At 43.0% G+C, this 22,881-nt stretch carries 25 protein-coding genes; 5 read left to right on the top strand and 20 right to left on the bottom strand.

What is annotated here, in order from left to right; all coding sequences use genetic code 11:
* Positions 1–9 precede the first annotated feature (9 nt).
* From gldD to mutY, 4 genes are all read right to left on the bottom strand, one after another.
* A complete protein-coding gene (gldD, locus tag VR862_RS04705; RefSeq protein WP_324719810.1) occupies positions 10–585 on the bottom strand; it encodes a gliding motility lipoprotein GldD in 576 nt (191 codons plus the stop codon).
* A complete protein-coding gene (locus tag VR862_RS04700; RefSeq protein ID WP_324719809.1) occupies positions 582–1,901 on the bottom strand; it encodes a gliding motility-associated protein GldE in 1,320 nt (439 codons plus the stop codon). Before VR862_RS04700 ends, gldD begins: the two co-directional genes overlap by 4 nt.
* Before the next feature lie 21 nt (positions 1,902–1,922).
* Positions 1,923–2,414 (bottom strand): single-stranded DNA-binding protein, encoded by a 492-nt coding sequence (locus VR862_RS04695; RefSeq protein WP_324719808.1) that lies wholly within the window; start codon positions 2,412–2,414, stop codon positions 1,923–1,925.
* 94 nt (positions 2,415–2,508) lie between these two features.
* Positions 2,509–3,543 (bottom strand): A/G-specific adenine glycosylase, encoded by a 1,035-nt coding sequence (gene mutY, locus VR862_RS04690; RefSeq protein ID WP_324719807.1) that lies wholly within the window; start codon positions 3,541–3,543, stop codon positions 2,509–2,511.
* A 103-nt stretch (positions 3,544–3,646) separates the two neighbouring features.
* Here mutY and VR862_RS04685 point away from each other — a divergent pair, with 103 nt between their 5' ends.
* From VR862_RS04685 to VR862_RS04675, 3 genes are all read left to right on the top strand, one after another.
* Complete coding sequence (locus tag VR862_RS04685; protein WP_324720094.1) at positions 3,647–3,970, top strand: HU family DNA-binding protein; 324 nt, start codon at positions 3,647–3,649, stop codon at positions 3,968–3,970.
* A gap of 301 nt (positions 3,971–4,271) precedes the next feature.
* The gene (locus tag VR862_RS04680; protein WP_324719806.1) at positions 4,272–5,813 is read left to right on the top strand and encodes an Rne/Rng family ribonuclease; all 1,542 of its coding nucleotides are present in this window, start codon (positions 4,272–4,274) and stop codon (positions 5,811–5,813) included.
* Between the two features lie 143 nt (positions 5,814–5,956).
* Complete coding sequence (locus VR862_RS04675) at positions 5,957–6,436, top strand: regulatory protein RecX (RefSeq protein WP_324719805.1); 480 nt, start codon at positions 5,957–5,959, stop codon at positions 6,434–6,436.
* Here the strand turns inward: VR862_RS04675 and VR862_RS04670 are convergent.
* The 9 genes from VR862_RS04670 to VR862_RS04630 all read right to left on the bottom strand — a co-directional run bounded on the left by VR862_RS04670 (position 6,433) and on the right by VR862_RS04630 (position 14,357).
* Positions 6,433–6,861, bottom strand: coding sequence for an ester cyclase (locus VR862_RS04670; protein WP_324719804.1), 429 nt, complete (start codon positions 6,859–6,861; stop codon positions 6,433–6,435). The two genes, VR862_RS04675 and VR862_RS04670, sit on opposite strands and share 4 nt — an antisense overlap.
* 112 nt (positions 6,862–6,973) lie before the next feature.
* Positions 6,974–7,852, bottom strand: coding sequence for a cupin-like domain-containing protein (locus VR862_RS04665; RefSeq protein WP_324719803.1), 879 nt, complete (start codon positions 7,850–7,852; stop codon positions 6,974–6,976).
* A 30-nt stretch (positions 7,853–7,882) separates the two neighbouring features.
* Complete coding sequence (gene bioB, locus VR862_RS04660) at positions 7,883–8,977, bottom strand: biotin synthase BioB (RefSeq protein ID WP_324719802.1); 1,095 nt, start codon at positions 8,975–8,977, stop codon at positions 7,883–7,885.
* Between the two features lie 69 nt (positions 8,978–9,046).
* Positions 9,047–10,210 carry a beta-ketoacyl synthase N-terminal-like domain-containing protein gene (locus VR862_RS04655; RefSeq protein WP_324719801.1) on the bottom strand — a complete coding sequence of 388 codons (1,164 nt, stop codon included), beginning with the start codon at positions 10,208–10,210 and terminating at the stop codon, positions 9,047–9,049.
* Between the two features lie 57 nt (positions 10,211–10,267).
* A complete protein-coding gene (locus VR862_RS04650; RefSeq protein ID WP_324719800.1) occupies positions 10,268–10,855 on the bottom strand; it encodes an SET domain-containing protein in 588 nt (195 codons plus the stop codon).
* Positions 10,856–10,917: 62 nt separating this feature from the next.
* Positions 10,918–12,192, bottom strand: coding sequence for an adenosylmethionine--8-amino-7-oxononanoate transaminase (gene bioA, locus VR862_RS04645; RefSeq protein WP_324719799.1), 1,275 nt, complete (start codon positions 12,190–12,192; stop codon positions 10,918–10,920).
* Entirely contained in the window at positions 12,182–12,811 is a 630-nt protein-coding gene (gene bioD, locus VR862_RS04640) for a dethiobiotin synthase (protein WP_324719798.1), read from the bottom strand. The genes bioA and bioD overlap by 11 nt, the downstream gene beginning before the upstream one ends.
* On the bottom strand, positions 12,808–13,221 hold the full coding sequence (locus VR862_RS04635) for a putative signal transducing protein (RefSeq protein WP_324719797.1): 414 nt from the start codon (positions 13,219–13,221) through the stop codon (positions 12,808–12,810). The genes bioD and VR862_RS04635 overlap by 4 nt, the downstream gene beginning before the upstream one ends.
* Entirely contained in the window at positions 13,218–14,357 is a 1,140-nt protein-coding gene (locus VR862_RS04630) for an aminotransferase class I/II-fold pyridoxal phosphate-dependent enzyme (protein ID WP_324719796.1), read from the bottom strand. Before VR862_RS04630 ends, VR862_RS04635 begins: the two co-directional genes overlap by 4 nt.
* 23 nt (positions 14,358–14,380) lie before the next feature.
* Here VR862_RS04630 and VR862_RS04625 point away from each other — a divergent pair, with 23 nt between their 5' ends.
* Entirely contained in the window at positions 14,381–14,830 is a 450-nt protein-coding gene (locus VR862_RS04625) for an MgtC/SapB family protein (RefSeq protein ID WP_324719795.1), read from the top strand.
* On the opposite strand, the gene mnhG is transcribed toward VR862_RS04625, so the two are convergent.
* The 7 genes from mnhG to VR862_RS04590 are packed head-to-tail and all read right to left on the bottom strand — an operon-like array spanning position 14,827 to position 20,577.
* The gene (gene mnhG / locus VR862_RS04620) at positions 14,827–15,225 is read right to left on the bottom strand and encodes a monovalent cation/H(+) antiporter subunit G (protein WP_324719794.1); all 399 of its coding nucleotides are present in this window, start codon (positions 15,223–15,225) and stop codon (positions 14,827–14,829) included. The genes VR862_RS04625 and mnhG overlap by 4 nt on opposite strands.
* Positions 15,222–15,500 carry a cation:proton antiporter gene (locus VR862_RS04615; protein ID WP_324719793.1) on the bottom strand — a complete coding sequence of 93 codons (279 nt, stop codon included), beginning with the start codon at positions 15,498–15,500 and terminating at the stop codon, positions 15,222–15,224. Before VR862_RS04615 ends, mnhG begins: the two co-directional genes overlap by 4 nt.
* A complete protein-coding gene (locus VR862_RS04610) occupies positions 15,497–15,973 on the bottom strand; it encodes a Na+/H+ antiporter subunit E (RefSeq protein WP_324719792.1) in 477 nt (158 codons plus the stop codon). The genes VR862_RS04615 and VR862_RS04610 overlap by 4 nt, the downstream gene beginning before the upstream one ends.
* A 6-nt stretch (positions 15,974–15,979) precedes the next feature.
* Entirely contained in the window at positions 15,980–17,488 is a 1,509-nt protein-coding gene (locus VR862_RS04605; RefSeq protein ID WP_324719791.1) for a proton-conducting transporter transmembrane domain-containing protein, read from the bottom strand.
* On the bottom strand, positions 17,485–17,838 hold the full coding sequence (locus tag VR862_RS04600; protein WP_324719790.1) for a Na+/H+ antiporter subunit C: 354 nt from the start codon (positions 17,836–17,838) through the stop codon (positions 17,485–17,487). Before VR862_RS04600 ends, VR862_RS04605 begins: the two co-directional genes overlap by 4 nt.
* Positions 17,839–17,841: 3 nt before the next feature.
* Positions 17,842–18,255 (bottom strand): Na+/H+ antiporter subunit B, encoded by a 414-nt coding sequence (locus VR862_RS04595; protein WP_324719789.1) that lies wholly within the window; start codon positions 18,253–18,255, stop codon positions 17,842–17,844.
* A 3-nt stretch (positions 18,256–18,258) separates the two neighbouring features.
* Positions 18,259–20,577, bottom strand: coding sequence for a putative monovalent cation/H+ antiporter subunit A (locus tag VR862_RS04590; protein WP_324719788.1), 2,319 nt, complete (start codon positions 20,575–20,577; stop codon positions 18,259–18,261).
* Between the two features lie 305 nt (positions 20,578–20,882).
* Here VR862_RS04590 and VR862_RS04585 point away from each other — a divergent pair, with 305 nt between their 5' ends.
* Complete coding sequence (locus VR862_RS04585; RefSeq protein ID WP_324719787.1) at positions 20,883–22,655, top strand: M61 family metallopeptidase; 1,773 nt, start codon at positions 20,883–20,885, stop codon at positions 22,653–22,655.
* Positions 22,656–22,881 lie beyond the last annotated feature (226 nt).

Here is a 22,881-nt window from a genome sequence, read left to right as displayed (position 1 = left end):
AAACTGCCTCTAATTCCCGTCTCTTTCTTTCCATTCCACTGTTTCCATGAGGTGTCGTATATCCTCTTTCAGGTAAGCTGCGGCAGGTAAAATAGAATCAAAATTAGGCTGCGCTTCAAAATAGACAGACCCGGTTAGAAAGTGATCTGTACTATCTGTCAAATAAAATTGAGCCTGGGATGCAGCATCACCCATCACCTCGTAAAATATGCCGTAGGTACGGTTAAAATCATTTGTGTAAACAGATTCTTTAATAGCATCTGCTTTTATTGTGTGCTGCAAAGGCAATTTTTGCGCATCGGTCAGTAAAGAATCCAGATTTTTTTTAACAGGTTGGTAGGTAATGAATATAGTTCCTTTTAGATCGCTGTATTCAATATTTATCCAGCAGTTATTTCCCGCCCGTGATGGTTTTACAGTGGCAATCTCGTTCATCTCGAAGCTATAGGGACAATTTTCATTTGAAAAATCGGAATATACCGCACCTGGGTATTCCAGCGCCAGGTAAGCATCAGGCTTGGGCTGTACTTCATCTCCACAGGAGATCAAGCTTCCAAAAAGAGCAGTAAAAATCAACTTTTTCATACCTTATTAATACTCACCTTTATTTGCTTGATCCTTTTCTTATCCACAGCCTCTATGGTAAAACTATACCTCTCAAACAGGATAACATCATTCTTTCGGGGAAAACTTCCGGAGATCTCCAGAAGAAAACCTGCCAGAGTTTCAGCCTCTCCTTTATTCTCCTCAAAAATGGTTGGATCCTCAAGTTTGATAACGCGATAAAAATCCTTTAAAGGTGTTTTACCCTCAAAAACGTAATTATTCTCATCTAGTTTTGAAAAGATGAGATCTTCATCATCAAATTCGTCACTAATATCACCCACGATCTCTTCGATAATATCTTCCAGGGAAATAAGTCCGCTGGTACCACCATACTCATCCACTACTATTGCCAGGTGGTTCTTCTTATTTTTAAAATCATTCAGAAGGTCATCCAGCTTTTTATTCTCGGGTACGAAATATGGCTCTCTTAAAAGAGAGTTCCATTCATAGTCTTCTTCTTCCAGGAAGGGCAGTAGATCTTTTATATACAGGATCCCTGTGACGTTGTCTATGTTTTCCCTGTACACCGGAATCCGCGAGTATCCATTATCAATTACTTCTGAAATTATCTCATTGTAAGGCTGATTCTCATTAAGGGCAAAAATATCCATTCGGGGGCGCATAACCTGTTTGGTATCTGTGTTCCCAAAGGAAACTATCCCTTTAAGGATCTTGTGCTCCTCTTTGGTAGTATCGTGCTGACTGGTTAATTCAAGAGCCTGCGAAAGTTGATCCACACTTAGACCCGCTTTTTGATTTCCCAGTCGCTCATGGATCTGAAGGGTCATTGCACGCATGGGAATACTTAAAGGAGAAAACAGCCTGTCCAGAACGTTTAATGGGTAAGCCATAAAATGTGAGAAGAACACTTTGTTTCGGCTGGCATAGACTTTAGGGAGTATTTCCCCAAAAAGCAGGATGAGGAAGGTTACCACCACCACCTCCAGCACAAACTGAAGGTCAACGCCCATGACCACAGTATCAATATTTTCAAAAGCCTTATCGGTGAGATTGTCGAACAGAAGAATAATGGCAATATTGATCATGTTATTGGCCACAAGTATAGTAGCCAACAGCTTTTTAGGCTTATCGAGGAGATTAATAACAATCTGCTCCTTAACTGTTCTTTTAGACTCTTCGGGCTCAAAATCGGCCGGAGTAAGAGAAAACAGGGCAACCTCGGCACCCGAGATGAGGGCAGAGGAAACCAGCAAAAGCAGCGCTGCAACTACTCCTATGAGTTGCGGAAGGTTATCGACAAAAAGAGGTATAAAACTGGCAGGATCGGGATCCAAATGTGTAGTTTTTAATTAAACTTAGAACGGAAGGTCATCATCTTCCTCCTGTGCGAAACTCTGAGGCTGATTTGACGCCGTATTGGAACGGGTTTGACTTGGCTGCTGCTGTCCCTGGCCCTGGCCCTGGGATTGACCATAACCGGCACCTGAACTGTCTCCAGAACCGGCTGTTTCTTTAGGTGTCAAAAAGGTGAAATCTGTGCATTGTATTTCTGTGGAATATCTCTCCACCCCTTTGTCATCCTGCCATTTCCTGGTCTTGATCCTTCCCTCAATGTAGACCTTATCTCCTTTCTTGAGGTACTTTTCACAAATTTCTGCAGCTTTATTTCGAACCACAATACTATGCCATTCGGTATTCTCTACTCTTTGACCAGTAGTTTTGTTGGTGTAGACTTCGTTTGTCGCCAAGGGAAAACGTCCTATAGAACCACCTCCTTCAAAATAGTGCATTTTCACATCATCTCCCGTGTGGCCAATTAGCATTACTTTATTTAAGGTTCCGGTCATCTCGTGTTACTTTTGTTAGATTTTAAAAATAAGGAAAATTGCTCTTCAAACACCTCTCAAAAAATTCATTTTTGAACAGGCATTTTTCAAAATCTTAAAAATCAAAGGTATCAATAAAATTTTCTATTAAAACCGGGACGGGTAATTTATTTATTTCGGTGATGGGAAGTGCTTCTTCAGGTAGCTTGCTGCACTCAACAATCCAGAATTTTGTAAAGATATGTTGGTGAGTGAGTTTATGAACAATAGGGGAATCATTGAACAAAACCGGTTCCTTCTCCATAACAGAATAATCGGCAGGAGCTTCGGCTATGAGGTTCTCAAGCTTTGCTTCGGAAGTTGTTTCCACCAGCGGAAATTCGTAGAGTCCTTCCCATATTCCCTTTCCGCGACGCCGGTTCATAATTGTTTTTCCTTCTGTAGAAATATAGACCAGATAATTAAAATGCCTTTTTCTAACCTTCAACTTTTTTAGCTTTACAGGTAATTCGGAAATCCTGTTCTGATTAAAGGCTACACATTTTGCAGCAAAAGGACAGCTGCTGCACAGAGGATTTCGTGGCTTACATTGTTCGGATCCAAATTCTATCAACGCCTGATTAAAATTTGCAGGATCCTTCTTACTAATAAGATCCTGTGCCAGATTCCTGAACTGTTTTATTCCCAGGCTGGAATTGGTTGGGGTATCTATTCCGAAGATACGGGCGAGAACGCGGTAAACATTACCATCTACAGCTGCCTGTGCCTCCTCATAACATATAGATGAAATGGCCGCAGCAGTATAATCCCCTACTCCTTTTAGTTTTACCAGTTCCCTATAGGACGCTGGAAATTTTCCGCCAAGCTCGAAAGCTATATGCCTGGCGGTAAAAAGCAGGTTGCGCGCCCTAGAATAGTAGCCCAGTCCCTGCCACAGTTTTAGCACCTCTTCTTCGGAAGCATTTGCCAAAGAAAAGACATCGGGAAAGGCATCGAGAAACTTGAAATAGTACGGTTTTCCCTGTTCAACACGGGTTTGCTGAAGAATAATTTCACTTAGCCATATACGGTAAGGGTCTTTTGTGGCCCTCCAGGGTAAATCTCTTTTATTTTCTAAGTACCAGTTTATCAGTTCTTTATCAAAAGGCATTAATCAAATTTCTTTAGTGCAATGATAATTCTTTATTCTCTTACTATTTAATGGGTTAGGATTAAAAAGTTGCCGATTTAATTCATATATTTGCCCCTCGAAAATTTACAAACCCCATTTAATAAATTATACGAAAATGACGAAAGCAGATATCGTGGCAAAAATCTCCGAGAAACTAGGAATGGAAAAAGGAGATGTTCAGGCTACTGTGGAAACCTTTATGGAAGAAGTAAAAACTTCTCTGGAGGCTGGTGACAACGTTTACCTAAGAGGATTTGGAAGCTTTATCATCAAGACAAGAGCAGAAAAAACCGGAAGAAATATTTCCAAGAACACCACTATAAAGATTCCTGCACACAATATACCGGCTTTCAAACCAGCCAAAGTATTTGTAGAAGGCGTTAAGTCTAACGTTGAGGTAAAATAGAACTTTCTGCCCCACCGGGGCAGAATTAAAAATAAATCATTAATTAAAAAGTCACACTATGCCAAGTGGTAAAAAGAGAAAAAGACATAAGGTAGCTACGCACAAGCGTAAGAAAAGAAGAAGAGCTAACCGTCATAAGAAAAAGTAGTTTTCACACTACTTTTTTTGTTTAAAAACGTTCTTTGAAATCGAAATTTAAATTCAGCAGGATCTGAGCTTAGATTTCTTCAGGATTTTTAAAAACCCTGTGAATTTTATTGTTTAATCCATCCCGAATCAACGGGATAAAAATCAATTTAGAGTGAACAAAGAGTTAATTATTAGAACCGGTTCCTCTGCTGTAGATTTTGCCTTATTAAAAGATGGAAAACTAGTAGAACTCAACAAGGAAGAAGACGACAGTAATTTTGCTGTAGGGGATATATTCCTCGCAAAAGTGAGAAAAACTGTCCCCGGCTTAAATGCCGGCTTTGTAAATGTAGGCTATACCAAAGATGCATTTTTGCACTATCACGATCTTGGCCCGCAGGTACTTTCCTTGCTAAAGTTCATAAAACGTGTAAGCACAGGTAAATTGAAGGATTATTCCCTTAAGGATTTTCCTTTTGAAAAAGATATTGATAAAGACGGAAGCATTGCCGACGTCTTAAAATCAAATCAATCGCTACTGGTACAGGTAGTAAAAGAGCCTATATCCACCAAAGGCCCCCGAATAAGTTCAGAACTTTCCCTCCCGGGCCGTTACATCGTTTTGGTTCCTTTCTCTAACCGGGTTTCTGTTTCTCAAAAAATAGAAAGTAAGGAAGAAAAAGACCGGCTTAAACGACTGGTAAAAAGTATCAAACCAAAGGGCTTTGGAATTATTGTTCGTACCGTAGCAGAAGGCAGAAAAGTAGCAGAACTGGACAACGACCTTCAGAATTTAATGAGTCGTTGGACAGGAATGTGTAAAAAGCTGTACAAAGCACCTCATCCCTCAAAAGTCCTGGGCGAATTAAATCGTGCATCTTCTATTCTTAGAGATGTCTTCAACGATTCATTTACCTCTATATGTGTTGATGATGAGACCTTGTACACACAAATCAAAGATTATGTGAGCGAGATCGCTCCAAAGAAAGAATCCATTGTAAAATTGTACAACTCAAACATTCCCATTTTTGAAAAATTTGGGATCGAACGACAGATCAAAACTACTTTTGGCCGCACAGTATCTATGAGCAAAGGGGCATACCTGGTCATTGAGCACACAGAAGCTATGCACGTCATCGACGTGAACAGCGGAAACCGCTCCAATAAATCCAAGAACCAGGAAGATACGGCACTCGAGGTTAATCTCATTAGTGCTACCGAAATTGCCCGACAGCTGCGCCTCCGCGATATGGGAGGAATCATCGTAGTAGATTTCATAGACATGAACAAAGCCGACAACAGAAAAGCTTTGTACGACCATCTCAAAGAAGAGATGAGTGACGACCGGGCAAAACACAAGATCTTGCCGCCGAGTAAGTTTGGACTCGTTCAAATTACCAGACAAAGGGTTCGGCCAGAAATGAATATCAAAACAAGGGAAGAGAACCCCAACAAGAATGGGGAAGAAATTGAAGCTCCTATTGTTTTGGTGAACAAGATCACTACCGACCTGGAAAAAATGATCAAAAAAGACTATAAGAAGATCACGCTTAGCGCACATCCTTTTATAGCAGCCTTTTTAACCAAAGGTTTTCCATCTCCCCGCTCTAAGTGGTTCTTTGACCACAAGCGCTGGGTAAAAATAGTACCTCGAGACGCTTACACGTATCTTGAATACCACTTCCACGACAATGACGGGGAGTTGATTCAATAACATTTAAAGACGCCTTTCATTAATTTGGGAGGCGTTTTTTTTTACAACAAGACCGCTTCCCTGCAAGAACCAAGAACCAAGAACCAAGACTACTTCACCTTAAAAAAACCTATTTTTGATTCTTGAATTTTGAATCCAGTACCTTGAACAAAGAATCCGGGAAATCATATACAGTAAAAGAAGCTACTCTCAAGCTTATGCAATACTGCGCCTACCGTGATCGATCACAAAAGGAAGTTGAAGATAGGCTCGTTGAGATGCGAATGATCCCCGCTGCCCGCGAGGAGATAATTATTAAACTCATGCAGGAGAATTTTCTGAACGAAGAGCGTTTTGCCCGCAGTTTCGTTAGAGGAAAATTCCGCATAAAGAAATGGGGTCGGCTTAAGATCAAACAGGAGTTAAAGCTCAGGGAGATTTCTTCACCCATTATTAAGCTTGCTATGACCGAGATCAAGGAAAATGACTACCGTAGTACCCTGTACGCTCTTGCAGAAAAAAAGCTCGCATTACTTACGGAAGGAGACAAATACAAGCTCAGGAAAAAACTGAGCGACCACCTGTTAAGAAAGGGCTATGAAGCTTCCCTTGTCTATGAAGTTTCTGAGGATGTGATCTCCTAGTGTTTTTCTATTTTGAATTCTGTCCCAATTTGTTTCAGGATTCCCAATTCATCGCTACTGCCCCATCTTTCAACCAGTTTACCCCCTTTAAACCGACTTATTTGTAGTCCTCTCACCTCTATAGGTGTACCGGTACTTTTTACTCCCATGAATTCCCCTTTATGAGTTCCCGTAAGGGTGTAGGCAAAGGCGACATTTTCGTCATCTGCAACCAGCTTTTCTACCTCTATATGCATATCTGGAAAAGCATTTCTCATCATGCTAAAGAAGTCAATGTATCCCTGGGGTCCGGGTCCCTGATCTGGTGCAGGATCATGATCCTTTACATCCTGTGCCACGAGATCCCTTAGTTTCTCGAGATCTCCGGTATTTACTGCTTCTCCAAATTGTTCCTGTGCTTTCTTGTTCTGTTCTTTCGACATCATCAAATGTTTTTAGGTTACTTTTCTTAATATCAAGAAATTATATTAGAGTAAACGCTAAAAAATTCTCAATTGGCTGAGATTAACAGTTCAGGGAATCTTTAACCCGATATATTTAGGAAATATTGACCTTTTTATTAGTCCTCTTAATTGCCTGATTATTCTTGTAATCTATCCATTCCTGTCCTTTCCATTTTCTCATGGCATTGTCAAAATGCCTCATAAAAAAAAGATTGTAAAGGGCTTTACTAAGGTTTGGGAGATTTCTTGGGGCAGCACGTAGGCTCATGGAAAAACCGGGGGTGAGATAAGTCATTTGATGCCAGTAACCTTCGGGCATGTACAAAGTTTCACCATGTTTAAGTTCTGTGATCATTCCTCTGGCTTGCTTCAAGGCAGGGAATTTCTCATAGTCGGGATTGGTGAAGTCAATATCCTCCCGGGTAATAAGCGCATGAGGAACCTTGTATAGATATTTTGTTTCTGAAGGCGGAAAGAGTATGCACCTCTTCTTTCCGTGGAAATGAAAATGCAGGATATTTGCAAGATCAATATCGTAGTGCATAAATACTTTAGAGTTCTCTCCCCCAAAGAACAACATTGGGATCTGCTTCAGGATACGTAGACCGACTTTGGGGTATTCGAAATCCTTTTGAAGTGCAGGTGCCTCCCGCAGTAAGTGATAGAGAAATATCCTGTAACTGCTGGGCCCTTTCTCCAGCAGATCCAGGTATTCGGCCATCTTCATGTGAAGATGGGGTTGATTGAATTTATATTTAGAAGAAATGGTCTTTTTACCGTCAAAAAGAGGAACCGTCTTGTCCCCGGCCACCTCTTTTATATAGTTCAGGTTCCATTTGTGGTAAGCCGGCCAGTCCTCGATCAGTTTTTCAATGACCACCGGCTTTTGAGGCTTCACATACCTCTCTAAAAAGTCTTTTTTGGAGATCGTTTTTTCTCTCGGGATTTCAGCTAATTCGAGTCTCTCTTTCATTTCTCCCTTTTAATTCTAATTTGAAAATGCCTATATCCTGGGCGCTTTCTTTTGCTGGGCCGCCAGGTTCCTTTCTATGGTATGTCCCGGCCTGGTCCATCGTGGTTTTTCATTCAAAGCCTGGTACTGAGAGTTTTCAGCATCAACAGTTTCGGGCTGCGCCTTCTTCACAAAAGGTTTTTGAGGATTTAACCCCAGCTGCCTGAACATTTCCATATCCTCATTAACATCAGGATTTGGTGTGGTCAAAAGTTTATCTCCTGCGAAGATGGAGTTAGCACCGGCAAAGAAGCACATTGCCTGTCCTTCCCTGCTCATTTGGGTCCTTCCGGCAGAAAGCCTTACCTGAGTCTCTGGCATCACAATTCGGGTAGTGGCGATCATTCTCACCATTTCCCAGATGGAGACCGGCTCCTGCTCTTCCATTGGAGTTCCTTCAACAGCTACCAAAGCATTGATTGGCACAGATTCGGGCTGTGGATTTAGCGTAGACAGCGCAACCAGCATTCCTGCACGGTCTTCTGCGCTTTCTCCCATTCCAATGATCCCCCCGCTACATACAGTGACGGCAGTTTTCCTAACATTTTCAATGGTATCCAATCTATCCTGGTAACCACGGGTAGAAATAACTTCCTTATAATATTCTTCCGAAGAATCCAGGTTATGGTTATAAGCATAGAGTCCGGCTTCGGCCAGCCTTTTTGCCTGGTTTTCGGTGATCATTCCCAGCGTACAACAAACTTCCAGGTCTAACCTGTTAATGGTTCTAACCATTTCGAGCACCTCATCAAATTCTTTTCCGTCCTTGACATTACGCCAGGCAGCACCCATACAAACGCGGGAACTTCCGGCTTCCTTAGCTCTCAAGGCCTGTGCCTTCACCTGGCTCACACTCATTAGGTCATTACCTTCAATATTGGTGTGATAACGGGCAGCCTGGGGACAGTAGCCGCAATCTTCGGAGCAACCTCCCGTTTTAATTGAAAGCAAAGTGGAAACCTGGACGGTGTTCGGGTCGTGATTTTGCCGGTGAACAGTAGCTGCTTCATAAAGCAGGTCCATAAAAGGTTTGTTATATATCTCAAGAATTTCTTCTTTGGTCCAGTTATGTCTAGTCGTTGCCATGAAAATTTATTTATCTCAAAAATAATCAAAAGCCTCTGTTTATAAGGGCTTAATTAAAAAAGTTTATATCTATTGCTTCGGAAGGCTTACCAGTACTGAAACTGCGTTACCTCCAAAACCTACAGCATTCACCATAATATTTCTTAATTCTGAAGATCTCTTTGCTTCAGAAACAAACGGCACCGGGATGAATTGTTGGTGCTGCAACATCATAATTGCCAGCTCCAGACTCAGTACCCCTGAAGCCCCGTAAGTGTGACCCAGTTTCCATTTATTGGTGGTCAATGCCGGAACCTGCTTTCCAAAAAAGGCATTTATTGCATTTACTTCTGAAAGATCTCCTTTAATAGTGCCCGGTGCGTGCATGACCACAGCATCCACTTCATTAGCAGGTAATTCTCCCAAAGCCATTTTCATTGACTTCTGAAAGGCTGTACCATTAGCCGAAATTGAAACCGGATGTTTTAAAGTTTCCGTGGCATAACCAACTCCGTTTATCACTGCCAGGGCATTTTCTTTATTCCCGGCTTCCATACAAACTGCTGCGGCCCCTTCCCCAAGTACCATCGAATTTTGCCCTTTTTGAAGGTTAAGCGCCTGGCAGGGATAATCGAGATCCTCCCGCGCATTTATCTTCATGGCCTGCACCTGTGCAATAGTAAAAGGAGTTAGAGAAGCCTCACTCCCACCGGCAAGGAATTTATCGGCCATACCAGAAGTTAACCAGGCCACTCCATTCAGCACGGCATGAAGCCCGGTAGAACAGGTAACCGAATGAGAGATCTCAGGTCCTGAACTTTTAAGATCCTGGGCTACCCAGGAAGAAATATTTCCAAGCGTGGTAGCGGGAGAAGCTAAAGTCTCTGCATTCCCCGATCTCAAAAACCCCTCGTGATATTTTTCAAAAAGTGAAGTGGCACCCCTTGAGCTGCCAATGTTGATCCCAATATCCTCCCCTCTTTTCCACCCGGCTTTTTCTACTGCCTGTCGGGAGGCAAGCACGGCGTAGAGAACAGAATCATCAACATTAGTGAAGTTGGAATTCCCGGCACGTAACTTTTCTATTTCTTCCTTAGAAGATGCAGGCAGAAAAGCAGCAAAGGAATCCTTTCCGTTAAAATTGTGCTTTCTAATGAAATGAGCCGGAGAAAGATATTCCTTCCAAACCTCTTCGGGCTTGGATCCAAGTGCCGAAACAGAAGCTATAGAAGTAATGGAAACAGGATGCTTCAAAGCAAATTTTTGCACAAAACTAATAGGTAAAAACTACATTTTTGCCTCCCTGGGATACTATTTTTCCCGATAGTACAAATTCAAGATGGAATCCAGAGGTTCATTTTTGGACAGGCTGGTTCTTATTTTTTCCAAAACAGGCACCGGAACCAGCTGAAGCAATGGCTGTTCTACCTGCTCAAAGGCTTTAAAGGCCTCGCCCAGCTGGCGGTCCCAAACTTCATGATAATTCAAAAGGTCATCGGGATAGACTGTGTCGCGATCTGTCCCTTCATCGGCAGCCTTAAAGGGTTCTGATATATTGAGATACCCGTAATCATCTGTCAGTTGTTCTCCCGGATTAATATCCTTAACCGCCACCTCAAAATCGTAGGCCGAGGAAAGACAGTTGGAATTGAAACTGTGGTTTACATATTTGGCCAGGTCCCAGCACAAAACCAGTTCTCCCTTATTATTCCGGAAGGAATACTTATCTACCTGCTCCTGCACCCAGGGATGCATCTGCCCGACCTCATTTACCGTAAGTACCCGATCCAGCGGATCCTGCACCCAGGTGATTGTCCCTTTAGGAATGAATTTCTTCGCCACCACTCCATAACCTATCTCTTCACTAATAAAACGGACTTCTGTATCCGGGTGCATCATAGCTGCCTATTTTCTTTCTAAAGTACGAAAAAGCAGATGCGGAAATAAAAAATTTTCAGGCTCTAGAATTTTTCCAGAGCGGCCTCTATACTTGTATAGATTTTCTCCAGTTGTTCATTTGTAGTGATGTAAGGAGCTGCGATGTAGATGGTACTTCCAAGTGGCCTTAGAAAAACTCCCTCCTTCATGAAATGTTCAAAAAGACGGTTTCTCAAGCTACCATAGCGCTCCATCTCGACATTGAGTTCAAAAGCGAGGATCACTCCAAGCTGCCTCAAATTTCTCACTTTGGGATGGTCTTTTATTCTCTCCTTAAAAGCAGAATGAGATGCCATAACTCTTCTAATATCGTCCTGAATCTCACCAGACTTTAGGAGCCCGATCCCTGCCAAGGCAGCTGTACATGCCAATGGGTTTGCCGTGTAAGTGTGCCCGTGAAAAAGACCTTTTGCAAGATCTTCGGAATAAAAGGCATCGTAGACCTCCATCGTGCAGGAAGTAATAGCCATTGGAAGTAACCCGGCAGTCAAAGCCTTTGACATACAAATGATGTCGGGTTTTGTGAGCAGATGATCTGAAGCGAAATTCTTTCCAGTTTTTCCAAAGCCGGTCATCACCTCATCGGCAATAGTGAGGATCCCGTTTTGTTTACAAATATTCAGGATTTCTTCCAAGCCTTCAGGATCTACTAATTTCATTCCGGCTGCGCCCTGGATGAGAGGTTCATAGATGAAGCCCGCAATATTCTCTTCAGAAATAAGCTTTTTCAGGAGATCGAGCACTTCAGCATTATTATCTCCCACGGGCACGGGCAGTCGTAAGACCTTTAAAAAATGATCTTCAAAAGCCCCATTATATACCGAAAGCCCCGAAACCGACATGGCTCCAAAGGTGTCGCCGTGAAAACCCTCCTCAAAAGCCAGAAGCACCTTGCGGTCATTTCCCAGGTTGTGGTGATACTGCAGCGCCATTTTGATCCCGACTTCGGTCGCGGTAGAGCCGTTATCACTGAAAAATAACTTTTGCTGATTAGCAGGTAAAATGTCAATTAGAGCTTCCGACAAAGCCACAGCAGGTTCATGAGTAAATCCGCTGAAGACAACCTGGTCCAGCTCCTGCATCTGTGCAGCAACTTTAGCTGTTATTTTCTCATTGCAATGGCCATATACAGCTGTATACCAGCTAGAGATACCATCGATGTATTCCTTTCCCTGCTCGTCATACAACAGCGCCCCCTTGGCTTTTACAATAGCCAGCATGTCACCGCTAAGCTTGTGCTGGGTCAAAGGATGCCAAAGGTGTTCTTTATCCCGCTGCGAAAGAGGATTAGTCTTCATGATTCTTTAGTTTATTTCGAAATTCACCGGCATATTCCAGGACGACATTTTGATCAAAATAAGGTTCCTGCTCGATCCTTCCAATCACCGGAAGACCTGTCATTTTTTTAATAATACTTTCTGTAGATGGATTTTCATCCCCGCTAAAGATGATTCCGGCGCAGGTGAGATTTCGGCTTTTGAGGGCTTCTACAGATAAAAGCGTGTGGTTTATGCTGCCAAGGTAATGGCGTGAAACCAGGATTACCTTATGTTGGGGCTTGATCAAATCTACAATGGTTTCTTGATCATTAATAGGGACCAGTAATCCTCCCGCACCTTCAATTACGAGATGATTTTTGATCTTTGGCTGCTTAATTTTCTTAGCCGATATTTTCACCCCGTCGATCTCTGCCGCAGCATGCGGACTCATTGGGGTCTTGAGTGAAAAAGCATTATCATGAAAAACCGTTTTCTCATTGGAGATAAGTTTTTTCACCTTGTGAGTATCTGAATTCTCAAGATCCCCTGCCTGTATTGGTTTCCAGTAATCGGCTTCAAGGGCCTCGGTCACAATTGCGGCGGCTACGGTTTTCCCAACCTCGGTCCCAATCCCCGTTATAAAATATGTTTGATTCATTTTAATTCAAATTTGTTGTTACAGTGTGCGCAATGGTATTCGCGTTTGATGTGCATAGGCAATGCATTTACCAAAAAGGAGATGCAAAAAAAGAAGAAGGATTTGACACTTTTGACACTGGTGAAAAGCTCCACCTTAGAGCTGTGACATTTAGGACAGGTGATCTGTGCTCCTTCATCATCAACAGAATATTTGCTGATGGACTCCAGAACCTGTAAAGCTCTGTTCCTGTCTTCACAGCGCACCTTCAGCTTCACTCCGCCTATAGCGTTACTCACTAAAGGATCTGTGTCTATAGTATGGTTGTCGACCAAAAAGGTCTCTATTCCTTCGGCTTCAAACCGGCCTTTGATGATCTGCGCTTCAGCTGAATACTGAAATACAGCTACACTTGAAAAAGTCTCTTTCATAATACCATTTTTAGCACCTCTGTTAGTCCGGTTATCTCTTCTTTAGAATTGTAGCTGTGCAGGCAAATGCGAAGCCGTTCTCTTCCTGCCGGAACTGTGGGAGAAAGGATTGGTCTCACGTCAAATCCATGTTTTGTTATTACTTCTGAAGCTTTCCTGACCTGTTCATTTCCCGGAACCACGCAGCAATGAACCGCCGACTCACTTTCCAGAAAATGCTCCTGAAATCCCATTTTTGACACCTCAGCTTTAAAGAAGTCTATGTTTTCCTGAAGCTTGTTGACCTCAGCTGTTCCATTAGCTTCCAACTCCAGATAAGCTCCAATAATTGTTGCCAAAGAATGCGGCGGAAGTGCCGTGGTGTAGATAAGGCTACGGGCGAAATTCACCAGGTAATCTTTCAGTTCTGTTGGGCCAACTATTGCCGCCCCATGAGCGCCCAAAGCTTTTCCAAAGGTAACGAGACGGGCAAAAACTTTGTCTTGCAATCCTCCTTCAGCTATTAAACCTGCACCTTTGGCGCCTACGGCATGAGCTTCGTCAACCACCAGGAAATGACCATTCTCTTCAGCAAAATTGGCAAATGCATGAAGATCGGGAGAATCTCCGTCCATGGAAAAGATGCTTTCGGTTACCAGATACACCTCTCCAAAAATGTCATTTTTGAGCCTGTTTATTTTTTTCTTCAGATCATGAAGATCATTATGACTGAATTTTAGTGCTTTAGCTGCACTCAGCTGGATGCCGTCGCGGATGGAAGCATGGATAAGCTCATCATAAAAAATCAGGTCTCCTTTTCCGGGTACAGCCGAGAAGAACCCAAGGTTGGCATCATATCCCGAATTGAAGATCAAAGCAGCTTCAGCCTTATGGAAGCGGGCCATGATCTCTTCGGCCGGTGCATAAAGTTCATGGTTCCCGGTTAACAGGCGGGAACCGCCAGACCCATTTTTGAGAGGTGAGAAATCCTTAATCAGTTTCTCTGCACGACTACCAATGCCGGGATTTCTCGCGAATCCGAGATAGTCATTTGAGGAAAAATCGATGAGATCCTTAGAGAATTTTAACGCTCTAAAGGAGCCCTGGCTTTTTCTCTTCTCAAGGCTTTTCTCTACTTTTAGTGGTATCTTGGACATTAAGGAACAAAATTAAGAAATAAATGGAGCTACTGGAATTCGCATTTAGAATTGGTGCGGCATTACTTGCCGGACTTTTCATTGGAATGGAACGCGAGATCCACAACAAAAATGCCGGTTTAAAGACCAATGCATTGGTTTCCCTTGGTGCGGCCGTTTTCGTACTCACCTCCCTCGCTTTTGCCGGAGATGATTATGTCGATACCACCCGGGTTATAGGACAAGTGGTTACCGGAATAGGCTTTATTGGTGCAGGGGTGATTCTTCATAAAGGAACTATTGTCCGTGGCCTCACAACAGCCGCCACTGTTTGGTGTAGTGCCGGCGCAGGTTGCCTTGCAGCAATTGGGCAATACGCCGAGCTTTCGGTGCTGGTGGCAGTGATCGTTTTTGTCAATGTTGTCTTTAACCCCGTGGACAAATTTATAGCGAAGCTGTTTGGCCACAAAGGGGATGATAAGGTGGACGACTAAGATTTTTCCTGATCCTTTTCCTTATGCTTATCCATGTTTCTTGGAAGGCTGATATTTTTACCTGTTTTACGGTACTTCCCCGCCAGGTCATCCATGGTAGTTTTCTCCCACAGTTTATTTCCCTTGATATAGGAAGCCTTGCCAATAAGATGTGCGCCAACAGGTGCAGTTAACAGGATAAAAATGATCACTGCCAAAACCCTTGTTGTTGTAGAGAGGTCATTGAAATAGATGGCAGCCGAGACAAGAATAAGTCCAATCCCTAAGGTTGCAGCTTTAGTGGTCACCGCCATTCTCAGGTAAGTATCGGGCATTCGCAGGATCCCTACTCCTGCAAGCAGCACGAATAAAGTTCCTAAGGTCGCTATCACTCCTATAATGGTATCTACAATCATTCGTTCCTGTTCTTTCGTTTCTGAATATAAAAAGAGTACGCCACAGTCGCCAGGAAGCCAATTAGAGCCAAGATTAGAGCTATATCCAGAAAAGTAGGCTGATGTGACAGAATACTATATACTGCGATCACTCCAATCCCTATGGTCACCAGAAGGTCTACTGCCACTACCCTGTCGGAAATGGTTGGCCCTTTGAAAAACCTGTAGAACACTAGCAGGATGGCAATGGAAAGCGCCGGCAGAATTACATAATATAGATAATTGTCTAATGTCATGGAGAGATCTCTAAAATACGTTTTTCAAATCCGTTCTTTATTTCCCGAATAAATTCCTCCCGGTTAGTGATATACATCGAATAAACATAAAGCACCTTTTTGTCTTCGGAAACATCTAGACTAAGAGTTCCGGGAGTAAGTGTGATCATGTTTGCCAGCAGTGTGATCTGTGCATCTGATTTTACGTCGAGGGGAACTCCCACGATCCCGGGGGTCATATGAAAGCTGGGGGTACCAACCTCCCACGCTACCTGAACATTTGCTTTAATCAACTGGTACAGGAAGTAAAAAAAGAAGCTGATAAGTTTGGGAACCAGCCTAAAATACCTCGCGCGGCCACTTCCCCTCGTTATTATGAAAAGAAGAAAATAACTCAGCACAAATCCGAAGAGAATATTCGGAAAAGTAAAGCTTCCGGTAAGAGCCACCCAGATAAAAGTGAGAAGTAAGTTTGCTAAAAACCGGTTTTTCATCGTCTTTTATTTTCTTAGCACGGTATATATATATTCCTGATTATCCAGAATTTCAAAAGCTATCCTTTCGGCTAGACTTTGAATGTTCCCGGCTCCAAATCCGAGGTAAAGACTAACTATTGAAAGCATTACAATGGGAGCCAGCATTTGTGTCTTTTTTACTTTTGATAACTTCTTAAAGTACGGAAAATTCCTTACTTCCGGCAACTTTTCACCAGTCTTCCAAAACACTTCTCCCCAAAGTTTGACGATCACGAAAAGAGTGATGAAACTCGCAAAAAGTATGGCTGCAATAACTGTAAAATTCTGTGTCGTCCAACCTTCAGAAATAAGGGAAAGCTTAGGCCAGAAACCTGAAAGCGGCGGTATTCCCACTAATGAGAAGAGAGGAATTGCAAACAACAAGCTAAGCCTGGGATTATCGGCATAAAAATCCCCGAGCTTCCTTATGTTGTGATTCGCCTTGATCTTGTAAATGACTCCACTCACCATGAAGAGATTCGTCTTGACCATGATGTCGTGAATGAGATAGAAGATAGCTCCTGTGATGGCTAGTTCGGTCATCATGCCAAGACCTGCAACCATATAACCAATATGACAGATCACCAGATAGGAAAATATTTTTCTGATGTTGTTCTGAACAATCGCTCCAACAGCTCCGCTGAACAAGGTAAGTACTGCAACCGCAATCAAGACATTCTCCAGGAACGGATCCACCTCAAAAATGAGCGTGAACACCCTTAGAAGAGCATAAACCCCGACCTTGGTCAACAGCCCTCCAAAGATCGCCGAAACAGCCGAAGGTGGCGTGTGATAAGATGCCGGCAACCAGAAATAAAGTGGGAACAGGGCCGATTTGATTCCGAAGCCCACAAGGAAAAGCAAAGCATTTACCTGCACCAGAGTGCGGTTCTCTACTGCAGCCACCTTTCCGGCAAGATCGGCCATATTTAAACTCCCGGTAAGTCCATATAAAACAGCTATTGCGGTAAGAAAAACAATAGATGCAAGAATGTTAAGGGTAAAATATTTAACTGCTCCCTCCAATTGGGCTTTTTCACCTCCTATAGTTAATAAGACGAAGGATGTAATAATAATGATCTCAAACCATACATAGAGGTTAAAGATATCTCCTGTTAGGAAAGCCCCGTTAAGTCCCAGTAAAAGGAAATGGAATATGGGAAAGAAACCGAACTTTAAGCGAGCGGTAATTACCGAGCCTGCAGAAAAGCTCGACACAGCCAAGCCTGCAATGGCAGTAAGAAGGACCAGGGTGGCGGCAAAAGTATCGGCTACAAAGGTAATTCCGAAGGGCGCTTCCCAGTTACCCGCCTGTACAGACATTGTTCCGTTCTGCCATACCGCGGTGAATAGCCAGACAGCTACTGCAAGATTTATGACACTACCTACAATACTAATTACTCTCTGCCAGCCAATTCTGCTCCAAACAGACATCAACACGATTGCCAGGAGCATTTGTACAACAAGGGGATATATAACTAATTGTTGGATCATGAATATTCGTCTGTTGCGTTCATTTCGTCAAGATCATCTGTCTTGACCACTTTATGAGCTCTTTTTACAAGCACAATGGCAAAGGATTGCAGCCCAAAACTAATAACTATAGCCGTTAAAATAAGGGCCTGCGGAAGTGGATCTGAGTATGCTTCCAAAAATGTTTTTGAATTTGCAGGAATGATTGGAGGCGATCCTTTGGCTATACGACCAAGCAAGAAAATGAGCAGATTAGCTCCATTTCCCAGCAGAATGATCCCAATGATAAGCTTGACAAGGCTACGCCTTAGGATCATATAAATGCCCGCCGCATAGAGAGTTCCAATAATTATAGCTAATAGAACTTCCATGGATTAAGAAGATTCAGAGATTGTGAATATAATTGTGAGGGTCACTCCCTGCACTACCAGATAAACACCAATATCGAAAAATAATGCCGATCCAAGATTCCCCACTATGGGCAGGTGATGCGGATACCATAACCCGGTCATTAGAGGTTTACCAGCGAAAAGAATGGGTGAAATCCCACTTAGAAATGAAACTGCCAAACCTGCGGGCATTAGAAACCCCGGGTGGAATCTCAAAAGCTGACGTGTATCTCCAAGGCCGTTTGCAAAAGCGTGAAGAACAAAAGCGATCGAGGCAATAAGGCCTCCCACAAAACCTCCTCCGGGAAGGTAATGTCCCCTCAACAATATGAATACCGAAAACACCAGTAGCAGCGGTAACATATAATTTGAAGCAGTACGTAAGATTATTGTCTTCATAAATTAATCTTTTAATTCTCTGTCATCCCTCCTTAACCTCAACTTAAGCAGACTAAACACTCCGATAGCAGCTATCGTTAATACCGAAATTTCCATGAGCGTATCAACTCCCCTGAAATCTACCAGGATCACGTTCACCACATTTTTCCCTTTTGCCAGGATATAGGCATTGTCGGCATAGTAATTACTGATCTCTTTGTTGACTGGTTGACTCAGCACTTCTAGCGCAATAAGAGTGATCAAAACTCCGAAAGAAATGGAAAGCACCCCATCAATAGCCTTCATCTTTATATCGGAAATAGAAAGATATTTCGGTAAGCTCGACAGCACCAGCACAAATAAAATAACCGTAAGGGTGTCAATGGAAAACTGGGTCATCGCCAAATCTGGCGCACTGTAGATCACGAACAACAGACAGATAGCATATCCAACTACTCCCATGGCTACTACAGCCGTTAACCTTGATCTTGCTCCTACAACAAATAAGATCGCAAGGAACATGATTCCCATGATGATCATCTCATAGTAGGTCATTCTTGAAAAGGAGGAGAAATCTATAGGAATTCCATTATGATCACTAAAGAGCGAATATCCTACAAGCACAACCAGGAAGAGTATGATCGTGGAAACATAATTCCGCAGAAACCCATTTTGGAAGATCCTGGTCCACCAGTTCGAAAACATTTTAAAAGCATTTCCAAAACCGATAACAAGATTAAGCGGAGCAATAGAATCCAGCCTCGCAATGCCTCTTTCCTTATCTTTTGATGGCTTTAATAGAAAATATAACAGAAAGCCTATAGCCAGGGTAAGTGCACTCAATCCTAAGACCAGATTGAATCCATGCCACAACTTAAGGTGAACCTCACTGCCATTCATTCCTACCGAATCAACAACAGGTTTAATGAGCGGCCCGTCAATTAAGGCCGGGAAAATTCCGACTATTAGTCCCAGCACGGCCAGGATCACCGGCGGAAGCCACATTAGAAAACTTGGCAGGTGTACCTTGGACAAACCTTCAGGAAGCTTTCCGGTAAAAGGTTTTATTCCGGCAACGAAACCGGCATACAGCACAAGAATGTTGGTTGCGATTGCAATAACTGTCAGCACAATGGACCAGGAGCCCATGTGCAAAGTAGATTCGTAAACAAGATCTTTTCCAACAAAACCTACAAAAGGTGGCAGCCCGGCACTGGATAATGCTGCCAGTAATCCGGCAACTGCCACGGGCCACATTACCTTTCTCAAGCCGGCAAGGCGAGTAACATCCCGGCTTCCGGTTTCATGGTCAATGATACCCGTTACAAGGAATAAAGTAGCTTTATAAAGAGCATGAACAATGATATACACGCCTGCGGCGGTTAGAGCATATTGCGTTCCCAGGCCGATCAAAAAGACCAGAATACCTAAAACTGAAATCGTCGAATAAGCCAGTACGCCTTTAAGATCTGTCCTGAAGAGAGTGTGTACTGCAGCATAGAACATGGTAATTCCACCAACCGTGATCAAGGTAGTATTCCAGACTTCTTCACCTCCCAAAACCGGTGTGAACCTTAGCAGCAGGTATATTCCTGCTTTTACCATAGTTGCAGAATGCAGGTAAGTCGAAACAGGGGTTGGGGCTTTCATTGCCCCCGGAAGCCAGAAATGAAATGGAAATTGGGCCGATTTTGTAAATGCAGCTCCAAAGATAAAGATGACGATCCACAGGTAATATTCGTTTTGGATGATGCTGTCGCTTAACCCCACCATCTCACTAATGCTGAAGGTTCCAGCAACCCCTCCTAATAACAGGGCGCCAGCAAGCAACAGGAATCCTCCCGATCCTGTTATTGCCAGTGCAAGTACCGCCGATTTCCGTGAAGCTTCACTGGTATTATTGAAGCCAATTAGAAAGAACGAACTTATACTGGTGAGCTCCCAAAAAATGAACATTGACAACAGGTTATCACTCAGCACCAACCCCAGCATGGCACCCATGAACATTCCCAGATAGCCATAAAACCTGTCCAGATAATCATGCCCTTTGAGATAGGCAGCAGTGTAAGCAAAGACCAGGAATCCAATCCCGGTTATTAAAAGAGAAAAGAGAAGAGAAAGACCATCCAGGGAAAAATCGAGATTAAGACCCAGGGAAGGCACCCATTCATGACTCTCTGTGATCATCTCTCCCGCAGAGACCTGTGGAAGAAATGAGAGAAAATATATAAACAAGCCCAGTGGAACGAGCGAAGAAAGTACAGCAAATTTTCCTTTAATAAATTTCCCTGCAAAGACCAGGAAAACAGAAAAGATAAAACCTGAAAGTATAGCTGTAAGCATAGGGAACGTTCAAATAAACCGGAATTACAAATATAGTAGGAAAAACTGAGGATTTTAAACCTGCAGTAGCTTTTTACCGTTCGAATACTCTGCTCATCTGAAAAAAATAGAAGCCAAAAACAGGTGCAGGTTTTATCATTTTTAAGAGGTTGTAAATAAGACAGCTTCTGCAGCAGAATATCTTACTTCTGATAGTCAGATACTTCTGAAAAAAAGAAGGTTGCTGCTCCCACTCAGCCAACCAAAATTGTGAAAGCAGCAGTGTGCACAAAATTTTCTATTTTACCGCTTAAATTTTTTAGATCATGCGTATTCTTGTCCTTTTCCTGTTAACCGGAAGTCTTTGTTTTGCCCAAACAAATTCCTATCATATCTCCTTTGAAAATGCCGAACATCACGAGGCTAAAGTAAAAGTTTCCTTTCCAGACCTTCTACAGGATAGTTTGACGGTGAGAATGAGCCGCACTTCCCCCGGTCGTTACGCGCTGCATGAATTTGCCAAGAACGTCTATGGCGTAAAAGCTACAGATTCCAGGGGAAATCTACTCAAGATCCAGAGACCAGATCCATATTCCTGGCTTATCACCGGCCATGACGGTACGGTGAACCTGGAATACATTCTCTTCGGAAACCGTGCCGATGGCACCTATACACAAATCGATCTCACCCACGCCCATCTAAATATTCCTGCTACTTTTATGTATTCGGAATCTTTGAAAGAACGCCCTGTAGAAGTCACTTTTGACACCCAACATCACCCCGACTGGAAGATCGCGACCCAGCTGAAGGAGCTTGGTGACAACAAATATTCTGCCCCTAATCTTTATTATTTCATGGACAGTCCCACAGAGATCAGCAACTTTGACAGCAGGGAATTCCAGCTTGGAGGAGAAACAATTAAATTCATTTTACATCATCCAGGCACGCAGCAGGAATTTGATGAATATTGGGAAAGGACTAAAGAAATAGTAAAGCAGCAAAAAACCATTTTTGGAGAGTTACCGGAATTCGACTTTGGAGAATATACTTTTCTGGCCTGCTATATGCCCAACGTTTCCGGTGACGGGATGGAACACAGAAACAGCACAGTATTGACCAGTACACGCCCTTTGGGAGAAGGTGGGATGGACGGGAATATAGGCACAGTCGCGCATGAATTCTTCCACGCCTGGAATGTGGAAAGGATACGCCCAAAATCTCTTGAACCTTTTGATTTTACTGAAGCCAATATGAGCGGACTCCTCTGGTTCGCCGAAGGTTTTACCAGCTATTACACCGGCCTTACCCTGGCAAGAGCAGGAATTATCACTCCAGGAGAATATGCAGAAGGTCTAAACGGCACTTTCAATTACGTGTGGAACTCTCCAGCCCGCGAATATTTTAACCCGGTAGAGATGAGCTATCAGGCGCCATTTGTTGATGCGGCGGCTTCCATTGATCCGGTAAATCGGGAAAATACCTTTATCTCCTATTATTCCTACGGAAGCATGTTAGGACTGGCTCTTGATCTACAGCTGCGTCAAAAAGGCCAAAATCTGGATGACTTTATGAAGCTGGTTTGGGAGAAATATGGCGAACCTGAATTACCTTATGAACTTGAGGACCTGGAAACCACATTGGCAAAATACGCCGGAAATAGTTTTGCGCGGGATTATTTCCAGAACTACATCTACAACAGCAAAATGCCCGATTTTGACGGTCTCCTCTCAAGGGTGGGCCTAAAACTAGAAAGAAATTCCAAAAATGCCTTTTTTGGAGCCTCAGTAAGGAATGACGTAGAAGGATTATACATCAGCGGAAATCCACAGAAGAACACTCCGGCATATAGAGCCGGGCTTAACCTGGGAGACAGGATCATTTCTATCAACGGGAAATCTTTAGGAGCTGAAAGCTCATGGAAGGATGAGTTCGGGCAGTACAAACCGGGAGATATTCTGGAAATTGAGATCAACCGTTATGGGAAAATGATGAACAAGACTGTAACCTTAGAAGCAGATCCTTCTTACGAAATTTCAATTGATAAAGATGCTGGTCCAGAGGCTGTAAAGGCGAGGAAGCAATGGTTGTCGGCTAAATGATTAATGGTTCAAGGTTCGAGGTTTAAGGTTTAAGGTTTAAGGTTCAAAATTTAGGATTTAAAAAGCCTCTTCCGGATTGGGCTGAAGCCCATATTTCTTCTGATTTTTTAACCACGGGCTGAAGCCCGTGGCAATTTATGGAGCCATGAATTGCCTCCGGCTTTAGCCGGAGGACTATTGTATTTCCAATCCTCAGGGCTTTAGCCCAAAACTAAAAATAAATATA

This window comes from Salinimicrobium aquimaris (assembly GCF_035607535.1).
GTDB lineage: Bacteria > Bacteroidota > Bacteroidia > Flavobacteriales > Flavobacteriaceae > Salinimicrobium.
This window is presented reverse-complemented; position numbering and strand designations above follow the sequence as displayed.

Excerpts from the sequence above, each read along its gene's own strand:
- gldD (WP_324719810.1), bottom strand. The coding sequence starts at position 585 with ATGAAAAAGTTGATTTTTACTGCTCTTTTTGGAAGCTTGATCTCCTGT.
- VR862_RS04695 (WP_324719808.1), bottom strand. The coding sequence starts at position 2,414 with ATGACCGGAACCTTAAATAAAGTAATGCTAATTGGCCACACGGGAGAT.
- mutY (WP_324719807.1), bottom strand. The coding sequence starts at position 3,543 with ATGCCTTTTGATAAAGAACTGATAAACTGGTACTTAGAAAATAAAAGA.
- VR862_RS04670 (WP_324719804.1), bottom strand. The coding sequence starts at position 6,861 with ATGATGTCGAAAGAACAGAACAAGAAAGCACAGGAACAATTTGGAGAA.
- VR862_RS04665 (WP_324719803.1), bottom strand. The coding sequence starts at position 7,852 with ATGAAAGAGAGACTCGAATTAGCTGAAATCCCGAGAGAAAAAACGATC.
- bioB (WP_324719802.1), bottom strand. The coding sequence starts at position 8,977 with ATGGCAACGACTAGACATAACTGGACCAAAGAAGAAATTCTTGAGATA.
- VR862_RS04650 (WP_324719800.1), bottom strand. The coding sequence starts at position 10,855 with ATGATGCACCCGGATACAGAAGTCCGTTTTATTAGTGAAGAGATAGGT.
- bioA (WP_324719799.1), bottom strand. The coding sequence starts at position 12,192 with ATGAAGACTAATCCTCTTTCGCAGCGGGATAAAGAACACCTTTGGCAT.
- bioD (WP_324719798.1), bottom strand. The coding sequence starts at position 12,811 with ATGAATCAAACATATTTTATAACGGGGATTGGGACCGAGGTTGGGAAA.
- VR862_RS04635 (WP_324719797.1), bottom strand. The coding sequence starts at position 13,221 with ATGAAAGAGACTTTTTCAAGTGTAGCTGTATTTCAGTATTCAGCTGAA.
- VR862_RS04630 (WP_324719796.1), bottom strand. The coding sequence starts at position 14,357 with ATGTCCAAGATACCACTAAAAGTAGAGAAAAGCCTTGAGAAGAGAAAA.
- VR862_RS04625 (WP_324719795.1), top strand. The coding sequence starts at position 14,381 with ATGGAGCTACTGGAATTCGCATTTAGAATTGGTGCGGCATTACTTGCC.
- mnhG (WP_324719794.1), bottom strand. The coding sequence starts at position 15,225 with ATGATTGTAGATACCATTATAGGAGTGATAGCGACCTTAGGAACTTTA.
- VR862_RS04615 (WP_324719793.1), bottom strand. The coding sequence starts at position 15,500 with ATGACATTAGACAATTATCTATATTATGTAATTCTGCCGGCGCTTTCC.
- VR862_RS04610 (WP_324719792.1), bottom strand. The coding sequence starts at position 15,973 with ATGAAAAACCGGTTTTTAGCAAACTTACTTCTCACTTTTATCTGGGTG.
- VR862_RS04605 (WP_324719791.1), bottom strand. The coding sequence starts at position 17,488 with ATGATCCAACAATTAGTTATATATCCCCTTGTTGTACAAATGCTCCTG.
- VR862_RS04600 (WP_324719790.1), bottom strand. The coding sequence starts at position 17,838 with ATGGAAGTTCTATTAGCTATAATTATTGGAACTCTCTATGCGGCGGGC.
- VR862_RS04595 (WP_324719789.1), bottom strand. The coding sequence starts at position 18,255 with ATGAAGACAATAATCTTACGTACTGCTTCAAATTATATGTTACCGCTG.
- VR862_RS04590 (WP_324719788.1), bottom strand. The coding sequence starts at position 20,577 with ATGCTTACAGCTATACTTTCAGGTTTTATCTTTTCTGTTTTCCTGGTC.
- VR862_RS04585 (WP_324719787.1), top strand. The coding sequence starts at position 20,883 with ATGCGTATTCTTGTCCTTTTCCTGTTAACCGGAAGTCTTTGTTTTGCC.